Genomic DNA, 20356 nt, shown 5'->3' with positions numbered 1-20356 from the left:
CTTATGAACAAATCAGAATTAAAACGTATGAAAACAACATATAAATCATTATTGGTCATAGGACTGGGAATAATAAGCCTGACAGTTTCGGCACAAAAAGACTCTACCATCACTCGTCAGGTGATGCTCGAAAGAGACTATGTACCTACAATGCAAGAAGCATCGAAAGTAAATACACAACCCGATATCTACGCCCCTACTATCAAACCAAAAGAAATCAAGTTCGAGAGCAATACCCCTCAGATCAGGTTGGACAACAACAAACTGGGAGCTTCGGCATCGGGCGACATCAAAACAGATGTAGCCTTCGACAAGAAACGTGGATATGCGGTATTGGGCTTAGGCACAGGTGGAAATATAGATGGAGCTCTCGGGTACAGACTTGTTAACGGAGACAACGACCGACTCGATTTTTTTGGCACATATAGCGCAACAGGCTCTACAGTAGACTATATCAACGGTAGCGACTATGCCCGCAAAGATGTAAAAGCCAAGTATATGCATGCAGGAGGCAACCTGAAATATCAACACACGTTCGACCCTTCTGTCTTATCGGTAGGAGCATCGTTCTATAATACATCTTACAATTATTATGGAAACAGCTTTATTCCGATCACATCGTCTGCCGTATATCCGTTCGATGTAGACAGCAAGCAAGGCGTAAATGTGTTTAAGATCGGAGCAGGACTGAAATCGAGAGAAGAGAACGAAGGCCCGATCAAGTATGACGGAAATGTGAGCTACAATTATTTCACAAATAAGTATGGTCGCCAAAAAGCGGATGACGGAGTAAAAGGGGGCATTATCAATGCCGACCTAAACCTGTATACAGAATTTGGAGCCGATCAGCAAGTAGGGATAAAAGGAATGATATTGAACCAATCGTTCAGCAACAAAACCGATTACCTACCCAATGCCCATCACGGATATACAAATATTACAGGTACACCATACATCAAGTTTCAGGGAGCAAACTGGAATGCCGATTTAGGAGCAAACCTGAGTGCATTGTTTGACGTGAAAACGGCTTTTGCTATTTCACCCAATGTAAAAGCAAGCGTCAGCTTCTACGAAGTAAACACGCTTTATGCCGAAGTAGGCGGAGGAGTGAACAACAATACATTCCTCGACATTTTGCAAGAAAACCGTTATGCAGACCCTAGCACCCGCATCGAATATTCAAAAACATATTACGATGCCAAGATCGGATTCCGTTCGGGTGTAGTCAGTGGTTTAGAGTTTGACCTCTTTGCCGGATACAAGCACGTAAGAAGAGACCACCTCTATGTATACAACTATTATAAAGAAGAAGGATGGGGAAATGTTGGAAGCCCTGTATATGCTAACATCTCTACAGGACACATCGGCGGGTTGCTGAAAACCAATTTGATCCCATACACCGACCTTTCGGCTCGTATGACTGCCTACTTCTACAATGTGAAATATCACGAACCGTATGTGCAAGTGATAGATGCTGAGACGTTGCCTGATACCAAACCGTGGGGACGTCCTACATTCACTGCCGAGTTTAACGCTGACGTTAATCCAATCAACAACCTTACCCTATCGGTGAATTATCTATATGCAGGCGGACGCAAGGCTCTTGCCTCAAACGCAAGTACTACCGCATGGACGATTGCAAATATGAAGGATATAAAAGAACTGAACTTCAGAGCCGAATATAAGATAAATGACTATATAGCCGTAAACGGACGATTGAACAACGTGCTTTTCCAGAAGTATGAGTTACAATACGGATATCCGCTACAAGGCTTTAACTTCATGGCGGGTGTAAGCCTCAAGTTCTAAAAAAGAAAATACATTAATCTTCATAAATGGAGTGAGACCCCGTTCGTGCAACGGATCGTTTCACTCCGTTTTCTTTGTAGGGTTACTGTATTTTTTGTTATGCAGAAGTTATGGAGTATGAGAGAAGACAAGAATACATTTTAACCCTTTCTTTAACTACAAATAAACAATATGCCGGTTCGAATAGCGTTATAAACATGAGGAGTTCTTACGATATTTCCCCGAAAGATAGTTTATAACAACGGTTATACTGTGTAGTTTATATCTAAAAGTTGATCTAAAGCCATACTAAACATCGCATATCGAAGGGTATGTAATCAACTTATAAACAAATCATTAAAAATTATCTACATATAATTTGTTTGTTTGTAAATTTTAACTATTTTCGTAAACTGTAAAATGCGAGTAATGAATATCAGAATACTTTCGAAAATCAGAAATTCCACCAATTTATTCAGAAAACATTTTATAAAACAATCGGGCACAAACGAACTTCTCTCTCTATTTATGTGTTATAAAAAAAGAGTTAATAAAAGGTATTACGTATGAAAACAAAACAATTAGTATCGCTAGCACTCTTTGTACTTATTTGTGTACTGAGTATTAATACTGCCTCAGCCCAGTTTCGTTTAGGTGTAAGGGGAGGTGTAGATGTAGCCAGCAACAAGCTGAATACCGATATATTGAAGGCCAGCAACCGATTAGGCTTCCAGATAGGCCCTACCGCCGAATTTGTAGTTCCTATTTCGGGATTCGGGGGAGACATTTCTGTTCTGTACGGACATAAAGAATATAAGATCAGTGAAAAGCAAGACAATGCGTCTCTATCCGACTATAATTATATAAGCGTGCCCATCAACTTAAAGCAACGTATCAAGCTAGGTCCTTTGGGCTTGTTTGTTACAGGTGGAGTATATGGCAATGTGAAAGTGGGTGACGACAATGCTAAAAATGCAAATGAAGTGGTTAACGCTTTCAAGCACAAAAACTTTATCTTCGGATTGGGTGCAGGAGCAGGAGTTACTTTATTCAGAAACATCGATTTGGGAATGTACTTCCGTGGCGACCTGACTAACAATTATAAAGAAGAATACATGGATGCCGATACGTTCCAAAACAAGAAAAACCAATACTGGACCGTAGGACTCAATTACTACTTCTGATAAACAAAAATGTTGTATGCTGATGTAATATTACCCTTGCCGCTACAAGGGACTTACACTTACGCTATTCCTTTAGAATTTAAAAAATCGGTATACGCAGGGAGTAGAGTTATTGTCCAGTTTGGCAAAAAGAAGTTTTACACAGCCATTGTTTTTCAGATATACGAAAAAGAAAAATTATCACAGCCGGTAAAAGACATTGTTACCGTGCTCGAAGAATATCCTATAGCCACCCCTCTCCAGCTAAAGTTCTGGGAATGGGTGGCTATGTATTATATGTGTTCGCTGGGCGATGTGTATCGTGCGGCACTACCCTCAGCCCTGAAACTGGAAAGCGAAACTCACGTTTTACTCAATGCCGACTTTGAGACTTCCGAACCGCTTACCGCCAACGAACAGAAAGTATTCTACTGCCTGTCGCCCGACAAAGCCAAAACGATAGCCGAGATAGAAAAGCAAGCGGGAATATCGAATGCCGTAACTGCAATCAAAACCTTGGTAGACAAAAAAGCGGCATACATCAGCGAAAACATACAAGACACATATACCGTAAAGAGCCAAACAGCCATACGCCTCACCCGTCAATACAGCGAAGAAGAGCTAAATGCGATGATGGACGAGCTGGGCAGGGCAAAAAAGCAACAGCACTTGTTTTCTACCTTCCTGGTCATGAAAGACGAGGCTCCCCTTGTGCTAAAAAAAATGCTGCTCGAAGAAGCCGATACTTCGGCTAGCGTACTATCTGAACTGCTAAAAAAAGGATTCCTCGAAACATACGAATACGAAGTCAGCCGTTTCGACTATGGCGATACCAATATAGATGCTGCCTCGGAACTGAACGAACATCAGCAAAAAGCCCTTGAAGAGATAAAAGACTCATTCAAAGAAAAAGATATTACCCTGCTCTTTGGCGTCACATCCAGCGGAAAGACAGAAATATACATACAACTTATAAAGGAGGCAATAGAGAAAGGCAAGCAAGTACTTTACCTTCTGCCCGAAATAGCCCTCACCACCCAGATAACCGACAGGCTAAAAGCCGTTTTTGGCAACAAACTTGCGGTGTATCACTCCAAGTTTAACGATAACGAGCGAGCCGAAATTTGGAACAACCTACTAAGGAACAACGACATACAAGTTGTCTTAGGAGCACGTTCCGCTATATTCCTGCCCTTTACAGACTTAGATCTGGTGATTGTAGACGAGGAACACGAAAGCTCGTACAAGCAGCAAGACCCTGCCCCCCGCTACAACGCACGCAATGCAGCTATCGTATTGGCTTCACTGTTCAACACCAAAACGCTGCTGGGTACAGCGACCCCTTCGCTCGAAACATACAACAACGCCCTCACGGGAAGGTACAGACTGGTAAGACTGGACAAGAGATATGAAAATATCGAGTTGCCACAGATAGCGGTCGTTAACACCAAAGAGATGAGAAGGAAAAAACAAATGAAGTCGTTCCTATCTCCTCCCCTCATCGACAAAATGAAGGAGGCGTTGAGCAAAAAGGAACAGATCATACTTTTCCAAAACAGACGTGGATTTGCATCTATGCTCGAGTGCAAAACCTGCTCGTGGACATTGCATTGCCGAAATTGTGACGTAAGCCTCACCTATCACAAAGGGCAGCGCATGATGGTATGCCACTACTGTGGAGCAACATACGAAGTGCCTACCGTTTGCCCCGATTGTAAGACCCCTACGCTCGACATGCTGGGCTATGGCACAGAACGGATAGAGGAAGAAGTTGCAAAACTCTTTCCCGAAGCTTCGGTTGCTCGTATGGACTTAGACACCACACGAGGGAAGCGGTCGTACGAACGTATTATTTCCGACTTTGAACAAAACAAAACCAATATACTTATCGGTACGCAGATGGTATCCAAAGGCTTGGACTTTGATAATGTAAGCATTGTAGGCATACTCAACGCCGACAATATGCTCAACTACCCCGACTTCAGAGCATACGAACGGGCGTACCAACTCATGACACAGGTAAGCGGACGTGCCGGACGAAAAAATAAACAAGGCTTGGTCTTCCTCCAAACCTCGCACCCGGGTAGCCCGTTGATCAGCTTTGTAAGGAGAAACGACTATGAATCGTTTTACGAACTGCAAGCCGAGGAGCGAAAAATGTTCCGTTATCCACCCTACTTCCGTCTGATAAACATTGTAGTACGTGGCAGAGACGAGCAACTGACAGACAGCGCAGCACGGGAGTTTGCCTCAGCCTTGCGCGCCACCTTTGGCGAGCGTGTGTTGGGACCGGGCAAGCCGCCGGTATCACGCATACAATCTTTGTATATCCGCCACATTATGCTCAAAATCGAAAATCAGGCATCGATACAGAAGGTTCGTGAAGGTATTTTCCAATGCCAGTCCCTTGTATTTACCAACCCGGCGTTCAAGTCGCTGTTGTTGCACTACGATGTTGATCCCATGTAAGTTTACACCTGCTGTTAGATTATCATCCTGAACGGAATGAAGGATCTTTTCCCACTAAATATAAAAAACGCTTTCCGCGACTGAACATAACAAGAATTATTGAAAAGCATTTAAGTTTTTTTATCTGCATTATTGAAACGTTTTATATAACTTTGCGCCAAGTTAAAAGACTTGCATACACTTATGAATGAGAAGGAAAAACAAAGAAGGAATAATAAGACAAATAAAAAACGCACCCCGAAGACCATCATAAAAAAGATGTGGATCGGGTTTGCCTGCTTCATCGGAGTACTCACCATCACATTTGCCCTTATCAGTATAGGAGCAATCGGCTATATGCCTGATGTAGAAGAGTTAGAAAACCCGATTGACAAATACGCCTCTCAGATATATTCTACCGATGGGCAACTGTTGGGCACATACTCCCTTGCAAAAAACAACCGTATATATTCCAACTACGAAGATCTTTCTCCGTATCTGGTACAAGCGTTGGTAGCTACCGAAGACGCACGTTTCTATTCACATTCGGGTATTGATGCATACGCATTACTGAGAGCCGTAGTGAAAAGAGGTATCCTGATGCAGGAAAGTGGCGGTGGGGGTAGTACCATTCCTCAGCAGCTGGCAAAACTGCTTTATTCTCCTCCTTCCGAAAACTGGGTTCAACGTGTGTTTTTGCGCAAGCCTATCGAATGGGTTATTGCCGTAAAACTGGAAAGATATTATACAAAAGAAGAAATAGTAAACCTATACCTCAATCAGTTCGACTTCCTATACAATGCTGTAGGTATTCAGTCGGCTGCACAGGTGTACTTCAACAAAACACCCAAAGAGCTCAAGATAGAAGAAGCCGCTACCCTGATAGGGATGTGTAAAAACCCTTCGTACTTCAATCCGAGAAGATATCCCGACAGAACAAAAGGTCGTAGAAATGTGGTACTGGAACAGATGTACAAGAGCGATTACATTACCGAACAACAATACGACTCACTGATACAAACAGAACTGAAACTCGACTTCAAACGGGTAGACCACAAAGACGGGCTTGCTCCTTATTTCAGAGAGTATCTGCGTATGGCTATGACAGCCAAGAAACCGAAGAAATCGAATTACGCGTCGTGGCAAATGGAACAATATGCACTCGATTCTATCAGCTGGGAAACAAACCCGCTATACGGATGGTGCAACAAGAATAAAAAGCCGGACGGCTCTAATTACAACCTCTCTACCGACGGACTGAGAATATATACAACGATCGACTCTCGCATGCAGCAGTATGCCGAAGAGGCAATGGCAGAACACCTCAGCAAGGAACTGCAACCCGACTTCGATAAAGAAAAGAGAGGTCGCTCGTATGCTCCGTTCTCCTACTCGGTAGCCAAAGATGTAGACACATTGCTGTATCGTGCCATGAAGATTAGCGACAGGTACAAGGCTCTGAAAAATGAAGGCATGTCCGACAAAGAAATATTACAGATATTCAAGAAGCCTGTAGATATGAAAGTATTCTCTTGGAAAGGAGAAGTAGATACTACAATGACCCCTTGGGACTCTATACGCTATCACAAAAGCTTCCTGCGTTCGGGCTTTATGGCGATGGATAATCACAACGGATATGTAAAAGCTTATGTGGGAGGAATAGACTTTAAGTTCTTCCAGTATGATATGGTGAACATGGGACGCCGACAAATAGGTTCGACCATCAAACCATTCCTTTACACCCTGTCGATGGAAAGCGGAATGACGCCTTGCGACCAGATGCTATATGTGCCTCAAACCCTCATTGCCGAAACAGGTAAAGAGTGGACTCCGAGAGGAGGGCGAGCTTCTATGTTTGGCGAAACGGTCACCATCAAATGGGGGCTGCAAAACTCCGACAACCTTGTTACGGCTTACCTCATGGGACGTACCACACCGTATGCCTTTGCACGTATGTTGCACTCTTTTGGTATCACCGGACGCATAGACCCTGTGGTTTCTATGGCACTGGGTACACACGATGTGTCTGTATCGGAAATGGTTGCCGCTTATACCTCTTTTGCTAACAAAGGAATACGTTCCAACCCTGTATATGTTACCCGCATCGAAGACGCCTTTGGCAATATAATAGCTGATGCAGCCTTCGCTCCGAAGATGGACGAAGTGTTCAGCGAAAGTACGTATGTGAAGATGCTCGACATGCTTCGCGGAGTAGTGGATGGCGGTACAGGCGGACGCATCAGACGCAACTATGGCATAACAGCGCCAATGGGAGGAAAAACAGGAACAACACAAAATAACTCCGACGGATGGTTTATGGGATTCACACCTAAACTTTCTACCGGATGCTGGGTAGGTGGAGAAGACCGCTCTATACACTTCGACCGCACGACTGACGGACAGGGAGCCAGCATGGCACTGCCGATAGTAGGTCTGTTCTTCAAAAAAGTATTTGCAGACAAGCGACTCGGTTATAGTCAGGGAGACCAGTTTGAGAGTGTACCGGGATATGGTGTTTGCGACAAGAGCAGCGACGAAGAAGTTCAGGATGCACCGCCTCCGGCTCAGATAGACGAAATGTTTAAGTAAAAACCGGCTATAATCCGGCCTAGACTTTATGCTGAAATATTACTACATCGATGATATATCGAAGTTGCAATGCGGCCCCTTTACTTCAAACGAGTTACTTCGGAAGAATATCAGCCCCGAAACAATCGTTTGGCGTTCGGGGATGGCAGACTGGGCTGAAGCCGGAACGTTGCAGGAGCTGAATTTCCTTTTCGACACTAAAGCCCCTGTACCGCAAGACCGTAGAGAAGAACAGCAGACACCTCCTCCAATACGACAGCAGCAGAATAGACAAAACCCGACATATAACAGCGGGCAGCGATACCAATATGACGATCAGCACAAGTGGGACGGCATAATACCCATGCCCAAGAATTGGCTTATAGAATCGATATTGCTCACTATATTTTGTTGTTCGCCGATAAGCCTTGTCGGAATATTTTATGCCGTGAAGGTAGAAACGCTGTATGGCAAGAGAGAATATGAAGCATCACAAGAAGCATCACGCAAGGCCAAACTATGGACGCTATGGGGTATTGCATTCTTGCCTGTTATCTATATGTTATTGTTCATTTTAGGTTTGCTTGCAGCTCTTTCGCAGTATTAAAAACCGAGAAACAATGCCGAAATATCTAATCAGAGTTATTGTGATAGGCTGCGTACTACTGCTTGCCGCAATTATATACTTTCTGTTCAGTCCCGCAGAATCAGCATATTTTCCGCAATGCCCTTTTCATCGGATCACAGGGTTCGACTGTCCGGGCTGCGGTTCTCAACGAGCCATACATCACTTACTACACTTTAGGCTGAAAGATGCATTTGCAAGTAACCCCCTCTTAATATTGGCAATTCCTTATCTTATCATTGGAATTTATTTCGAATACTTTGGCGGTAAAGAAAAATATCCGACCGCACGGAAGACATTATTCGGAAAAAGGGCTATTGTTATAGTTCTTATACTGATTGTGCTTTTCTGGATAGGGAGGAATATCAGCTTTTCATAATATATAACAGGGATAACAAGCCACCAGATACAATTTCCCCCTCCAATAGAAAAGAGTGAATCTAATGAAGGGGGAAGAAAATAAAGTATATCTTTTATTTCACAGCTTCTACTGTGTATCCTTTAGCAGCAAGCTGAGCGAGCAAACCGTCCTTATCGGCAAGGTGCAATGCACCCACGGCAATGAGGCTCGATTTATTTTTCATTATCTCAGGAAGTTTTGCGATCCACTTATCATTACGGTCTTTATTCAGAGCGTTTTGCGACTTTTGTGATACACCACACGGATCGTCAGGATTATTAAATGCAAGGTTGTACATATTTGTCAGCTGTCCTGCCTTGTAGTATGCATTCAATTTATCCAACATATCTTTTGCCTTGTCGCTGTTCACGACATAGCATGCCAATGAAACAGCCTGATCTTTCAACGGTTCGGCATCGAACAGAGCATAAATCTGATCTTCGACAGTTTCGAGACCAACAACGGATTTTCCTTTCTCGGTAGCTATGCGTTGCACATATCCATCGATAGCCTCGTGTGCCATCGGGTTAAACTCAGGATAAAACTTTGTATATAACGTGATGGTGTACAACATAGAAAGCATGCCCGGTTTGAGTTGTCCAAACTGACTGAGACCAACACCGAAAAGCTCTTTCAATCCATTATCCAGCTTGGTATAATCATCGGGAGACAACAAAGCTGCATAACTTTCGCCTGCCGGCATCATCGCCGCCTGTTGCAGTTTGGCCTGCATCGCCGCCTGATCAGACATCAGAAGTTCGCCCACCGTTTGTTCGGTAGTTTCCATGGCACTTCTTAGCCCCGGAATGCTATCTACATAGCTCACATGTGCCAGATGGTGCGTACCAAGTATATAAGAAGGCTTTGATAGCCCATTGCCCGAAACCTTCCAAAGCAAAGCGTTATCATACTTCGTTTCATTCTGAGCTGTGAGCGTGGTAGCAGCTACAAATAGTATCAGTGCAAAAAATGTTGCGACCAGATTTTTCATATTACATTTATTCGTTAAGTTTCTTACAAAGGTTATTTATATTTTATCATGCTGACGACTAGAAGCATTTCTTACGGCAAGAGATTTTTGGCTATGCCGATTTTCAATTCAGTCCTTTCTAAATAACAAAGAGGATATTCTACTTATTCAGTCAACATTATCTTTCTCAAAATCTTCTATTTCCCGTATCGAATCTTGTATCTTCTTTATATTATTCAGATATAAATATTTATATATAAGGAAAGAGAAAACCATGGTAGATGCAATCATAAAGATAAGCAACAAGAGCATAAACGACGACTCGCCGTCGGACGAATATCGCCCCATCAGCTTAGGAAACATACTCGGCAGACCATAATATATATACGACACCGAGAAAGCGACTATCCACACCGCTCCTATAATAATTTCGTACACCAAGAATTTCTTGTAGCGTGTCACCCCCTTCGATATTTCCAGTATTCCCATTTTAGACACATCCGCCTTCTTCAGGTAGCTGATCTTATACAGCTGCCAGAAAAATGCCGGGATAAGCAATGCAAAATAAAGGATACCGGGCAGAGGATGCATACAATAGAACAAGACTCCTGCAAACACACAAGGTATGAGCAGCCACAGAAAGCACTTGTCATACTTCAATAAATTTGCATAAGCGCTTTTCCCCTTATTATCCAACATTTTCTGAATCTTTGATTCATCGATTGTCGGCTTTATATCCGCTTCTTGCCACGTTTTTTTTATGCTATCGAGATCCATATAATTTGGTTAGTTTTCTCCATTCGACATCTGCTTCAACTTATCTTTTATGCGGCTCAGTTTGGTTGCCACATTTGTCACAGAAAGCCCTGTGATTTCGGCTATCTCCTTATACGGTTTATCGTCGAGATAGAGTAAGACTAGGGCGCGTTCGATTTTTCCTAAACGGTTGATTAATTTGTACAATTCTTGTATTTCTTCATTATTGTCTACCACGTCGGGAATATCTGTCGATATATCTACATAGGAAACATTAATTCTATTCCTGCGATAGAAAGACACACAGGTATTGAGCGCAATCCTATATATCCAGGTCGAATACTTGCTTTCGCCCCTGAACGACGGATACCCTTTCCATAGGTTGAGTACGACTTCTTGATAAAGATCGCCGATCGGATGCTCTTTGTCGACATAGAAGGAAGCTACCTTGAAGATAATACCCTCGTTTTGGCGTATCATCTCTAAGAATTGCTCATCCCTTTCCTTCGTTTCTTTCATCTATTAGAAGTCGCTTTATTATATATGTCGCAAAAGTGTGCGATTTGTCACAATATTAGGAATTTTTTAATGTTTAATCACGAATAGATGATGAAAATATGAAACGGTAACAAAAAAATTGGATGTAAAAGCTTGTTGCTAGGGGCATGTTCTCAATTCGATTAACCATAAGAATAGCCTCTACTGTAAGATATATTTTTTGCTATGTACTAGCCATTTTTCATATCTTTGCAAAAAATATAAACATCGGATATAATGAAAAAGATAGTATACTTGCTGATTATTTTGTTTAGCATATCCGCGTGTAAATCTGTTAAGTTTATGACAAGCAACGAAAAATCACTGATAAATAGCGGAAGCGCAGATACTCCGTTCAGAGTATTACAAACCGACAACCAAAAAGATTCTCTTTTCCTCAGAAAAAAAAGCATCGATCTGGATGCGAAGAACATTGCGACCAACAAAGACCTGCAACTCCTTATCGACCGCCTGCAAATGACACTTGCCGTAGAGTCGGGAGTCGGAATAGCAGCTCCGCAGGTGGGTATCGGGCGCAACCTGTTCCTTTTCTTGCGTATCGACCAAAAAGGGATGCCTGTGCAAGTAGCCATCAATCCACGTATTGTAGGTCATTCGACTGAGACATTCCTCTTCGAAAGAGACGGATGCCTTTCTGTGCCGGAACTATCGGGCACAACGAATCGCTACACATGGGTAGATGTGGAGTATTACGACGATAACGGAACGCTTATAAAAGAAAGACTAAGCGGCGGCTCACGTGGCGCAGACTTTACGGGCGTGATATTTCAGCACGAGTACGACCATCTGCAAGGTATATTGTTTACCGACAGACTGGCTACTGCCGTTTCTCCTGAGGTTCAGAAAGAGGATTGATGCTGCCATTTGAAGAAAAACAATCGACAACATAAAAGCAAAAAGAGTAAATCAAGGAAATGATTTACTCTTTTTTTTGACGAATATAGTTTTGTATGTGTTCGTATTAAGATTAGAAAGTTAACATAATCGCCGTCTAAAGTAAGACCGCGAAGCAAAAGTATAGTATTCATTTTGCACTTATGTTAACTATTATAAATCCTGACCACAACTTTTCTCCACACAAGCAAATTGTATAAAGCTGTTTTTTCGAATGTATTCTTTGAAAATAAAAACTGTTTACTAAAAATTACCGATCATTTTTCTATGCTCCGAAAACTCACTCATGAAGCAACAAAAGGTGTAAACATTTATAAATATTTACAGCAGAAAGGGCATTGGAAAAGCGTTTTCGCTATTTGGAGATCCCCTCGTAGAGAAAGAAATATTATGGACGTGTTGAATTTATAGCCGCAAAAAAACAAGTTATAAGATATGATAAAAGATAAAGTACATCATCGCAAAGTTATATCCGGCATGCGACAGCACAGCTCCAAATATAGAGTCACACATCTGCTTGCACGCAAAAAATAGTCGACTGACAGCAAACATTGACAGCACCCACAACAGTGCCGGAACAGGAAGCAATTTCCACACCCCTGCATCAAAAATGATTCCGAAATGAGCCAAATGCGTTAATGCAAAAGCGAGGCTATCGAAGAGAGAAGCCTTTGTTTCGCCAAACTTGGTTACAAAGCTGCCGTGTATTACCCCTCTGTACAGAAATTCTTCGCCGATAGGGCTGAATAGCATACTGGGTATAGCGGCAATAAGAAAGAAGATAAGCCGATGACTATCATCTACCACGACAGAAGTGCTGGCTTTAGAGATATAGACAAGCGAATTGCTGATTGTGTTGCCATACAAAATATAAAACAGCCCGTATATAGCACCGCACGCCAATGCGCCCAAGGCAAAAGAATAAAGCAAACGAAGGTAATTGTTAGGACGCTTAAAGCCAATTTCTCTCCTGCCCTTGCGAGTGAGAAAAATAAAAGGGGTGAACCACATGACGAAAAAGATGATAAAAGCTGTGCCATATCCGCCCGACATGTTCGCATCTAACACCAGAATAAAACGAGGAACACCAAACAGCAGAATTAGCGCAAGACCAAATTGCCAATTATAGCTGAAATAGCGTGACCATATTTTGTGTAGTGATTCCATAATTAAAATAAGTATTACGATTGAAAGTATAAATGAAGTATCTTTTTCTATTCTGACATAAGATTCTCCACTTGTAAGCATGGCAATAAAAATACATTTTAAATATCATCTCCAAAAGAAGAAACTCCTAAAATCTGAAAAATGAGCTTAAATATTTACTTAATAAGAAAAAACATCGCCTGAATATCGATGAAAATTGTACTTTTGTGATATAAACAATTTATCGAAAGTATTGATTTAAACTTTTATCGACATGAATGGGATAGACTGGTCTAATTTGTCTTTCGGGTACATGAAGACAGATTATAATGTAAGAAGCCATTACAAAGATGGAAAATGGAGTACACCAACCGAAACTACTTCTGAGAGTATTGACATTCATATAGCTGCCACTTGCCTCCACTACGGACAAGAAGCATTTGAAGGACTCAAAGCGTTTAGAGGTAAAGACGGGAAAATCCGAATTTTCAGAATGCGCGATAATGCTTTGCGTATGATTTCTTCATGTCATGGTATTATGATGGCCGAGCTTCCTGTCGAAGTTTTTGAAGAAACAGTATTAAAAGCTGTAAAACTGAACGAAAAATTTGTTCCGCCATACGGAAGCGGAGCTTCTTTATATATCCGTCCGCTACTGATAGGTACAAGTGCACAGGTGGGCGTGAAACCTGCTGCCGAATACATGTTTCTCGTATTTGTTACCCCTGTAGGCCCATACTTCAAGGAAGGGTTTAAACCTACTCCAGTTGCCATCTTGCGAGGATACGACCGTGCTGCACCGCTGGGTACAGGCACAATCAAGGTAGGTGGCAACTATGCAGCCAGCCTCGTAGCAGGACACAAAGCGCACGAAATGGGGTATTCTGCCGTTTTGTATCTGGATGCCAGAGAAAAGAAATATCTGGACGAATGCGGCCCTGCAAATTTCTTCGGAATAAAAAACAATACATATATCACACCGCTTTCGAGCTCGATACTTCCTTCCATCACCAACAAGAGCCTGATGCAACTGGCCGAAGATATGGGAATGAAGGTAGAACGCCGTCAGATACATGAAGACGAATTGGCGACATTCGAAGAAGCGGGACAAGTGGGTACAGCTGCCGTAATCAGCCCGATACTAAGAGTAGATGATCTGGACGAAAACAAGTCATATGTGATATCTAAAGATGGTAACGCAGGTCCTGTAAGCACCAAGCTGTACAACAAGCTGAGAGCGATACAGCAGGGAGACGAACCCGACACACACGGCTGGGTAACAGTTCTCGACTGATCGGGTATACAATCCTAACAACTTGTTTGCTTGTCTACAATAGTAATTGAATAATGGCAGAAGATAACAATATACAACCCACCGAGAGAATGGTGCTACGCACCGAAGACCTTGTAAAGCGATACTCGTCACGTACTGTCGTAAATCACGTCTCTATAGATGTGAAGCAGGGCGAGATTGTCGGCTTGCTAGGCCCCAACGGTGCAGGGAAAACCACAACGTTCTACATGACCGTAGGATTGGTGATGCCCAACGAAGGCAAGATTTTCCTCAACGATACGGAGATAACCAAGTTCCCTGTTTACAAGCGGGCGCAACATGGCATCGGCTATCTGGCACAGGAAGCCTCCATCTTTCGCAAGATGACTGTGGAAGACAATATCCGGTCGGTACTGGAAATGACAAAGACATCGTCTGAATATCAGAAAGAAAAGTTGGAAAGCCTCATCGATGAGTTTGGGTTGCACAAGGTTCGCAAAAATCTGGGTGACAGGCTATCGGGAGGTGAACGCCGTCGCTCGGAGATTGCCCGCTGTTTGGCTATAGACCCTAAGTTTATCATGCTTGACGAGCCTTTTGCGGGGGTAGACCCTATTGCCGTGCAAGACATCCAAGAGATTGTGGCAAAGCTGAAATATAAGAACATCGGAATTCTCATCACCGACCACAATGTGGACGAAACGCTGAGTATCACCGACCGTGCATATCTTTTGTTCGAAGGGAAGGTATTGTTCCAAGGAAGTGCCGAGCAGTTAGCTGAAAATGAAACGGTAAGGGAGAAATATCTCGGACGTGACTTCCAGCTGAAACGACGCAATTTTGAACATTTGAAATAGCAGAATAAAAAATAACAGAGAGCGCAGATTGATATAATCTGCGCTTTTTTTATTGCTGAAATCTATAACGCATAAAAAAAAGTCATATTGCAACACAAACAAAAGACTACTAAATAATTACACTACAATATTTTATCACGAATCACATCCTACAAAAAGTCATATTCAGGCTTACACCACCCTTATTTCCAGACAATTATTACTAATTTCAAGACACATAAAATTCTATGTTTAACGCTAAATTAAGTTATCATGAAAAAAGCTTTGTACACATTAATCGCTGTTTTTGTATTTACACTTACATGCAGTAGTCTGAAAGCCCAGTCAGTCGACGTATTTTTCACAAATGACAAGCTAAGCTCTGACAAATCGAAGGTAACTGCTGATGTTTATAGCAGCCAGCCGTCAACTGTTATTTTCGAATTGAGAACAAGCAAGCATCCTTCTTTTTCGTACAGTGCAGCCGGATATAAGGTAATAGATTGGTCAAATTATATGAGCTGCTATGTGCCCAATACGAATACGATGATTACTTATATGACTGTAAATCTGCCTCAGGGATACTCTCCTATCGAAATCTATTTAACAAATTACCCTACAGTAATAATGCTACTCAGCAAAGTAAACGGAGTTGCAGCTAGTACCCGCCCAATTGTTTTCGCAAATTATTATTGAAATTTACTCATAAAACAAGATCAAAAGCGTCTGAATATTCAGGCGCTTTTTTATTTCCGACTCTACGCTACAATTTTATTATCACTACAAAAACATTACCTTTGCAATCTATCCTAAAACATTATGACAAAAGCTATTTTTTTTGATATAGACGGCACGTTATTAAGTTTCAAAACACACTCGGTTCCACAATCTACAATCGATGCTATCAACGAAGTAAAGAGACAAGGCATCAAGGTTTTCCTTGCCACAGGTCGCTTGAGAAAGCAGATACAAAATCTGGGAGGCTTGGAGTTTGATGGCTTTATAACCGTAAACGGAGCGTATTGTGTAACTACCGATCATGATGTTATATTCAAAAAGCTGATCCCCAAAGAAGAGCTGAAATCGCTGATCGAGTATCAACAAAACGAGGTGAAATTTCCTTTAGCCTTCATGCTCAACGAAGGTTCGTTTGTAAACTATATAGACAGCAATGTAGAAAAGATAGCTAACCTTGTGAAGGTAAACGTGCCTCCTGTAAGAAACCTTGAGGAACTTATCGATGAAGAGGTTCTACAAGTAAACCTGTATGTAGACCATGCGTTGGAAAAAAGAATAATGAACGAAGCATTGGTAAGTTGCCATGCCAGCCGATGGCATCCTACATTTGCCGATGTAAATATCAAGGGGATAAACAAGAGCACAGGGATAGATAAATTTCTCGAACATTTCGGCATCCATAAGTCCGAAACAATGGCTTTTGGCGATGGAGGCAACGATATAGAAATGCTTCGCCACGTGGCTATCGGCATAGCGATGGGCAATGCCGGCGACGATGTAAAAGCAGCGGCCGACTACGTTACCAATGATATAGATGATAATGGCGTTGCAAATGCATTAAGGCATTTTGGGGTAATAAAGTAAAAAGAGGCGAAAATCCCTTCCACCTCTTTTCAAACCTAAAATCACCTAAATTCAGGAAATACTGTTCCTAGTTATTTAGACAAGGAATTGCATATCTCCAAATTCACCTTTTTTACGCGTGGTTCGTCCACTTTTATTTCTTTTCTATCGTATGTTATCAAGCCGTTTACTTCGCCTTCCACATCTGTAGTCTGGGTGTAGACAGCAGCAGAGAAACCGGCTTTGATAAGCTTTTTCAACTGTTCGGTATACTTCACGTATTCGTCTGTCACTTCTTTGGCATTCTTAAACTGAACGTATCCCCAGTTTTTGTCAGTTTGCCATAAGTGATTCTGTAGCGGAAGACCTATCCCTCCATACTCTCCAAGCACTGTAGGACGTTCGGCATCGTAGAGATACATGTCTGGACCCGGATAATTGTGCAAGTCGAGCATATCGCCTGTACGGTAGAAGTTACCACCACTGGCAGGGTTTACAAGGCGAGAAGGATCATACGCTTTTGTCCATTCGGCTATCTCCTGTGTCTTGAACTGCCCCCATGCTTCGTTGAACGGAACCCACACAGCGATAGATGGATAAGAGATCAGATAATCCATTATCGCTTTCCACTCCTGACGATAGTTCGCTTCCGATTCGGCGCTACGAATCAGCTCCGATCCCTTGAAGTAATCTCTGTTTTGCCACTGTGGCGAACGGTCTCCGTTAGGCATATCCTGCCATACTAATATCCCCAGACGATCGCAATGAGTATACCAACGTGCAGGCTCTACCTTCACGTGCTTGCGTATCATATTGAATCCAAAGTCTTTGGTCTTCTGTATATCGTACACCAAAGCCTCATCGGTAGGTGCTGTATATAATCCGTCGGGCCACCAACCCTGATCGAGCGGGCCAAACTGGAAATAATCCTTATTGTTGAGTTGCAAACGCATAATACCATTATCATCACGTTTGAACGAAACCTTACGCATTGCCGTATAGCTCTTTACCTTATCCTGAGCTTTGCCTGCACTGTAAAGTGTTACTTCTACATCGTACAAGAACGGACTTTCGGGCGACCACAATTTAGGATCGGAGATAGGCAGTTCGAGCGTCTGTCCCGAAGCGGCCTTTCCCGAAGCTACAGTTTGTCCTTTATCTTTTACTACTACCTCTACAACATCTGAAGATGAAGTATTTGCCGCACATACATCGAATGCTATTTTCTTCGTATCGAGGCAAGGTATAGCCTTAATATTTGCAATATGCTTATTATTCACCGGCTCCAGCCACACTGTTTGCCAGATACCCGACACAGGGGTGTACCATATACCGTGAGGGTCTTTGTGCTGCTTGCCGACAGGCTGATAGCCGTCTGTGGTAGGATCCCACACCTTTACAACGAGTTTTTGACTGCCCGATGTAAGGAAAGGAGTAACATCGAAGCTGAACGGGGTATATCCGCCCTTGTGTGTACCCACTTTTATATCGTTAACAAAAACCTCAGTCTTCCAGTCTACCGCACCAAAGTGAAGGATCACATTTTTACCCTTCCATGACGATGGTACTGAAAAAGTACGTTTGTACCAAAGTTCGTTTTTCGCTCCAAGTTCTTTTTGCACTCCCGACAGGCTCGATTCTACAGCAAACGGAACAAGTATCTGTCCGTCAAAGCTGCGAGGTTCGGCTTGTCCGATGGGTAAGATTGCATATTCCCATAGTCCGTTTAGGTTTGCCCAATCGGTACGCTCCATTATCGGACGCGGATACTCGGGCAATACGTTTTTGGGATCGAGCGACTCAGCCCATTTTGTTTTTATCTTATCTCCCGCTGGTTTCCATTGGGCAAAAAGACCGATACTGGTGACAAATAATATTAACAATAAAAAATTCTTCTTCATGTCTTATATTTTGAGTTAATGATTTCTTCTAGAATAATGCTTATTCTATAAAAATTATCGATATGTTATGTTGTTCTTCGTGTAGTGAGAGAAAGAAAACTTTCCTCTTTCTTTACTTCCCGAACGAAGCTTATGTTCTGGGCTCGCTTCGTCCGGGGCAGTAAATACCAATCATTAATTAGGTTGCAATCTCCTATCTATTACAATCACTATATCTTTAAAACACGGGCTTATCTGCCGAAGAAGACGGTTTGCTTCCCTCTACATAAGGCCATGAATTGTTATCCCATTTCACTTGATCGAGCAGCAGCATACGCCCATCGGGGTGGTTAAGGTCTACGCCATGATACAATATCCAGTCGTTACCTGCCTTGTCCTGTACGATTTCGGAACAGTGTCCGTTGCCTACAAAGCGGGAGCTTTTGCTTATGACCACCGTATATCCGTTGTCCATCATATCCTTGCCTGTTTTATCCACATAAGGGCCAAACAACGACTGGGAACGACCAACAACAAGCTCGTACGTACTATTTGCACCTTCGCAGCAACTGCCGATAGACGCAAACATGTAGTAATAATTTCCTCTCTTGTGGATATATGTTCCCTCAAAGGCTGTTCCGGCTATTTGTTTTTTCTGCGCACCTTCTTTTACCGACAGTCCGTCGTCACTCAGCTCTATGGCATAGATACCCCGGAAGCTACCCCAGAAGAGGTATTTCTTGCCTCCTTCTTCGATATAAAACTGGTCGATGGAATTCTGAACGCCGATCTCGTTGCTTCTAAAAAGCTTTCCTTTGTCGGTGAATGGTCCTTCGGGCTTGTCGGCAACAGCTACACCAATGCCGCATGTCCACTCGCCACCCCATACCGACATGGAGTAGTACAGCACATATTTGCCGTTGATGTAATTAATATCAGGCGCCCACAAACCTCCGTTGGGCTCGAAGGTGGGGCGTGTAGCATCCGTAAATGCCGTTCCTAAAAATGTCCAGTCTACAAGATTATCCGACCTGTAGATAGGAGTATTTCGTGTATTTTCTGTTGCATACAAATAAAAATGTCCATCCTGTGCCTTTATGATTGTTGGGTCGGGCAGGCTCAGAGCCACTACAGGATTTGTATATTTCTGATTTGGAGTTACAGGTTCTTCTTTTTCAGAACTGCTACATGCATTACATCCCGTTGCCACAAGCAACTGGATAATGAACATATATGTAAAAATTTTCTTCATGGTATTATTCGAATTTTATTGCATTATCTTACGACATGCTTTTCGTAGCGTTCTGCACTGCTAAGTTAGCATGCCAAGAATAAAAGATAGGTATACTTTTCAACCAAAAGAGTATCAAAATAAGCCAAATTCGGCCTTTGACTAGTTTTTATTACTATTTGACCGATTTTTATCATTAGCATCACTCTCCTTTAAGGCTCGTATATTGAAGTTTAAGA

17 protein-coding genes are annotated in these 20356 nt (G+C 42.5%); 11 read left to right on the top strand and 6 right to left on the bottom strand.

Annotated features, from left to right (window positions below; translation table 11 throughout):
- The first annotated feature begins 27 nt into the window (after positions 1-27).
- From BGO84_RS10800 to BGO84_RS10775, 6 genes are all read left to right on the top strand, one after another.
- Positions 28-1809 (top strand): hypothetical protein, encoded by a 1782-nt coding sequence (locus tag BGO84_RS10800; protein WP_291029160.1) that lies wholly within the window; start codon positions 28-30, stop codon positions 1807-1809.
- A gap of 545 nt (positions 1810-2354) precedes the next feature.
- Positions 2355-2972, top strand: a complete 618-nt coding sequence (locus BGO84_RS10795; protein ID WP_135104711.1) for an outer membrane beta-barrel protein — start codon at positions 2355-2357, stop codon at positions 2970-2972.
- A gap of 9 nt (positions 2973-2981) precedes the next feature.
- On the top strand, positions 2982-5420 hold the full coding sequence (gene priA / locus BGO84_RS10790) for a primosomal protein N' (RefSeq protein WP_291029158.1): 2439 nt from the start codon (positions 2982-2984) through the stop codon (positions 5418-5420).
- 258 nt (positions 5421-5678) lie between these two features.
- Positions 5679-7988: a transglycosylase domain-containing protein gene (locus BGO84_RS10785; protein WP_291029172.1), complete on the top strand. Its 2310-nt coding sequence runs from the start codon at positions 5679-5681 to the stop codon at positions 7986-7988.
- A 28-nt stretch (positions 7989-8016) separates the two neighbouring features.
- Positions 8017-8574, top strand: coding sequence for a CD225/dispanin family protein (locus tag BGO84_RS10780; protein ID WP_291029156.1), 558 nt, complete (start codon positions 8017-8019; stop codon positions 8572-8574).
- Positions 8575-8587: 13 nt separating this feature from the next.
- Positions 8588-8971 carry a DUF2752 domain-containing protein gene (locus tag BGO84_RS10775; protein ID WP_291029155.1) on the top strand — a complete coding sequence of 128 codons (384 nt, stop codon included), beginning with the start codon at positions 8588-8590 and terminating at the stop codon, positions 8969-8971.
- Between the two features lie 94 nt (positions 8972-9065).
- Here the strand turns inward: BGO84_RS10775 and BGO84_RS10770 are convergent, their stop codons facing one another.
- From BGO84_RS10770 to BGO84_RS10760, 3 genes are all read right to left on the bottom strand, one after another.
- The gene (locus BGO84_RS10770; RefSeq protein ID WP_291029153.1) at positions 9066-9983 is read right to left on the bottom strand and encodes a TraB/GumN family protein; all 918 of its coding nucleotides are present in this window, start codon (positions 9981-9983) and stop codon (positions 9066-9068) included.
- A 147-nt stretch (positions 9984-10130) separates the two neighbouring features.
- Positions 10131-10739, bottom strand: a complete 609-nt coding sequence (locus BGO84_RS10765; RefSeq protein ID WP_291029151.1) for a hypothetical protein — start codon at positions 10737-10739, stop codon at positions 10131-10133.
- Between the two features lie 9 nt (positions 10740-10748).
- Positions 10749-11237, bottom strand: a complete 489-nt coding sequence (locus BGO84_RS10760; protein ID WP_135104704.1) for a sigma-70 family RNA polymerase sigma factor — start codon at positions 11235-11237, stop codon at positions 10749-10751.
- Between the two features lie 255 nt (positions 11238-11492).
- Between BGO84_RS10760 and BGO84_RS10755 the strand changes: the two genes are divergently transcribed.
- The gene (locus BGO84_RS10755; RefSeq protein WP_291029149.1) at positions 11493-12131 is read left to right on the top strand and encodes a peptide deformylase; all 639 of its coding nucleotides are present in this window, start codon (positions 11493-11495) and stop codon (positions 12129-12131) included.
- 465 nt (positions 12132-12596) lie between these two features.
- Here the strand turns inward: BGO84_RS10755 and BGO84_RS10750 are convergent, their stop codons facing one another.
- The gene (locus BGO84_RS10750) at positions 12597-13337 is read right to left on the bottom strand and encodes a CPBP family intramembrane glutamic endopeptidase (RefSeq protein ID WP_291029147.1); all 741 of its coding nucleotides are present in this window, start codon (positions 13335-13337) and stop codon (positions 12597-12599) included.
- A gap of 253 nt (positions 13338-13590) precedes the next feature.
- Between BGO84_RS10750 and BGO84_RS10745 the strand changes: the two genes are divergently transcribed.
- The 4 genes from BGO84_RS10745 to BGO84_RS10730 all read left to right on the top strand — a co-directional run bounded on the left by BGO84_RS10745 (position 13591) and on the right by BGO84_RS10730 (position 17027).
- On the top strand, positions 13591-14610 hold the full coding sequence (locus tag BGO84_RS10745; RefSeq protein WP_135104701.1) for a branched-chain amino acid aminotransferase: 1020 nt from the start codon (positions 13591-13593) through the stop codon (positions 14608-14610).
- A gap of 53 nt (positions 14611-14663) precedes the next feature.
- Positions 14664-15446: an LPS export ABC transporter ATP-binding protein gene (lptB, locus tag BGO84_RS10740; protein ID WP_006844650.1), complete on the top strand. Its 783-nt coding sequence runs from the start codon at positions 14664-14666 to the stop codon at positions 15444-15446.
- A gap of 252 nt (positions 15447-15698) precedes the next feature.
- Positions 15699-16121, top strand: a complete 423-nt coding sequence (locus BGO84_RS10735) for a hypothetical protein (RefSeq protein ID WP_291029145.1) — start codon at positions 15699-15701, stop codon at positions 16119-16121.
- 123 nt (positions 16122-16244) lie between these two features.
- Complete coding sequence (locus BGO84_RS10730) at positions 16245-17027, top strand: Cof-type HAD-IIB family hydrolase (RefSeq protein WP_291029143.1); 783 nt, start codon at positions 16245-16247, stop codon at positions 17025-17027.
- Between the two features lie 71 nt (positions 17028-17098).
- Here the strand turns inward: BGO84_RS10730 and BGO84_RS10725 are convergent, their stop codons facing one another.
- Together BGO84_RS10725 and BGO84_RS10720 are read right to left on the bottom strand one after the other, a co-directional pair.
- Entirely contained in the window at positions 17099-18907 is a 1809-nt protein-coding gene (locus tag BGO84_RS10725; RefSeq protein WP_291029141.1) for a sugar-binding domain-containing protein, read from the bottom strand.
- Positions 18908-19124: 217 nt separating this feature from the next.
- Complete coding sequence (locus BGO84_RS10720) at positions 19125-20138, bottom strand: family 43 glycosylhydrolase (protein WP_291029139.1); 1014 nt, start codon at positions 20136-20138, stop codon at positions 19125-19127.
- Between the last annotated feature and the right edge of the window lie 218 nt (positions 20139-20356).

It is taken from the genome of Dysgonomonas sp. 37-18 (assembly GCF_001899125.1).
GTDB lineage: Bacteria > Bacteroidota > Bacteroidia > Bacteroidales > Dysgonomonadaceae > Dysgonomonas.
The sequence above is the reverse complement of the archived record's forward strand: the minus strand, read 5'-3'. Positions and strand labels throughout refer to the sequence as shown.

What these genes read in the sequence shown, in the direction of transcription:
- BGO84_RS10775 (WP_291029155.1), top strand. Translation starts at nt 8,588, where the DNA reads ATGCCGAAATATCTAATCAGAGTTATTGTGATAGGCTGCGTACTACTG.
- priA (WP_291029158.1), top strand. Translation starts at nt 2,982, where the DNA reads ATGTTGTATGCTGATGTAATATTACCCTTGCCGCTACAAGGGACTTAC.
- BGO84_RS10760 (WP_135104704.1), bottom strand. Translation starts at nt 11,237, where the DNA reads ATGAAAGAAACGAAGGAAAGGGATGAGCAATTCTTAGAGATGATACGC.
- BGO84_RS10765 (WP_291029151.1), bottom strand. Translation starts at nt 10,739, where the DNA reads ATGGATCTCGATAGCATAAAAAAAACGTGGCAAGAAGCGGATATAAAG.
- BGO84_RS10725 (WP_291029141.1), bottom strand. Translation starts at nt 18,907, where the DNA reads ATGAAGAAGAATTTTTTATTGTTAATATTATTTGTCACCAGTATCGGT.
- BGO84_RS10795 (WP_135104711.1), top strand. Translation starts at nt 2,355, where the DNA reads ATGAAAACAAAACAATTAGTATCGCTAGCACTCTTTGTACTTATTTGT.
- lptB (WP_006844650.1), top strand. Translation starts at nt 14,664, where the DNA reads ATGGCAGAAGATAACAATATACAACCCACCGAGAGAATGGTGCTACGC.
- BGO84_RS10750 (WP_291029147.1), bottom strand. Translation starts at nt 13,337, where the DNA reads ATGGAATCACTACACAAAATATGGTCACGCTATTTCAGCTATAATTGG.
- BGO84_RS10800 (WP_291029160.1), top strand. Translation starts at nt 28, where the DNA reads ATGAAAACAACATATAAATCATTATTGGTCATAGGACTGGGAATAATA.
- BGO84_RS10720 (WP_291029139.1), bottom strand. Translation starts at nt 20,138, where the DNA reads ATGAAGAAAATTTTTACATATATGTTCATTATCCAGTTGCTTGTGGCA.
- BGO84_RS10785 (WP_291029172.1), top strand. Translation starts at nt 5,679, where the DNA reads ATGTGGATCGGGTTTGCCTGCTTCATCGGAGTACTCACCATCACATTT.
- BGO84_RS10745 (WP_135104701.1), top strand. Translation starts at nt 13,591, where the DNA reads ATGAATGGGATAGACTGGTCTAATTTGTCTTTCGGGTACATGAAGACA.
- BGO84_RS10730 (WP_291029143.1), top strand. Translation starts at nt 16,245, where the DNA reads ATGACAAAAGCTATTTTTTTTGATATAGACGGCACGTTATTAAGTTTC.
- BGO84_RS10735 (WP_291029145.1), top strand. Translation starts at nt 15,699, where the DNA reads ATGAAAAAAGCTTTGTACACATTAATCGCTGTTTTTGTATTTACACTT.
- BGO84_RS10780 (WP_291029156.1), top strand. Translation starts at nt 8,017, where the DNA reads ATGCTGAAATATTACTACATCGATGATATATCGAAGTTGCAATGCGGC.
- BGO84_RS10770 (WP_291029153.1), bottom strand. Translation starts at nt 9,983, where the DNA reads ATGAAAAATCTGGTCGCAACATTTTTTGCACTGATACTATTTGTAGCT.
- BGO84_RS10755 (WP_291029149.1), top strand. Translation starts at nt 11,493, where the DNA reads ATGAAAAAGATAGTATACTTGCTGATTATTTTGTTTAGCATATCCGCG.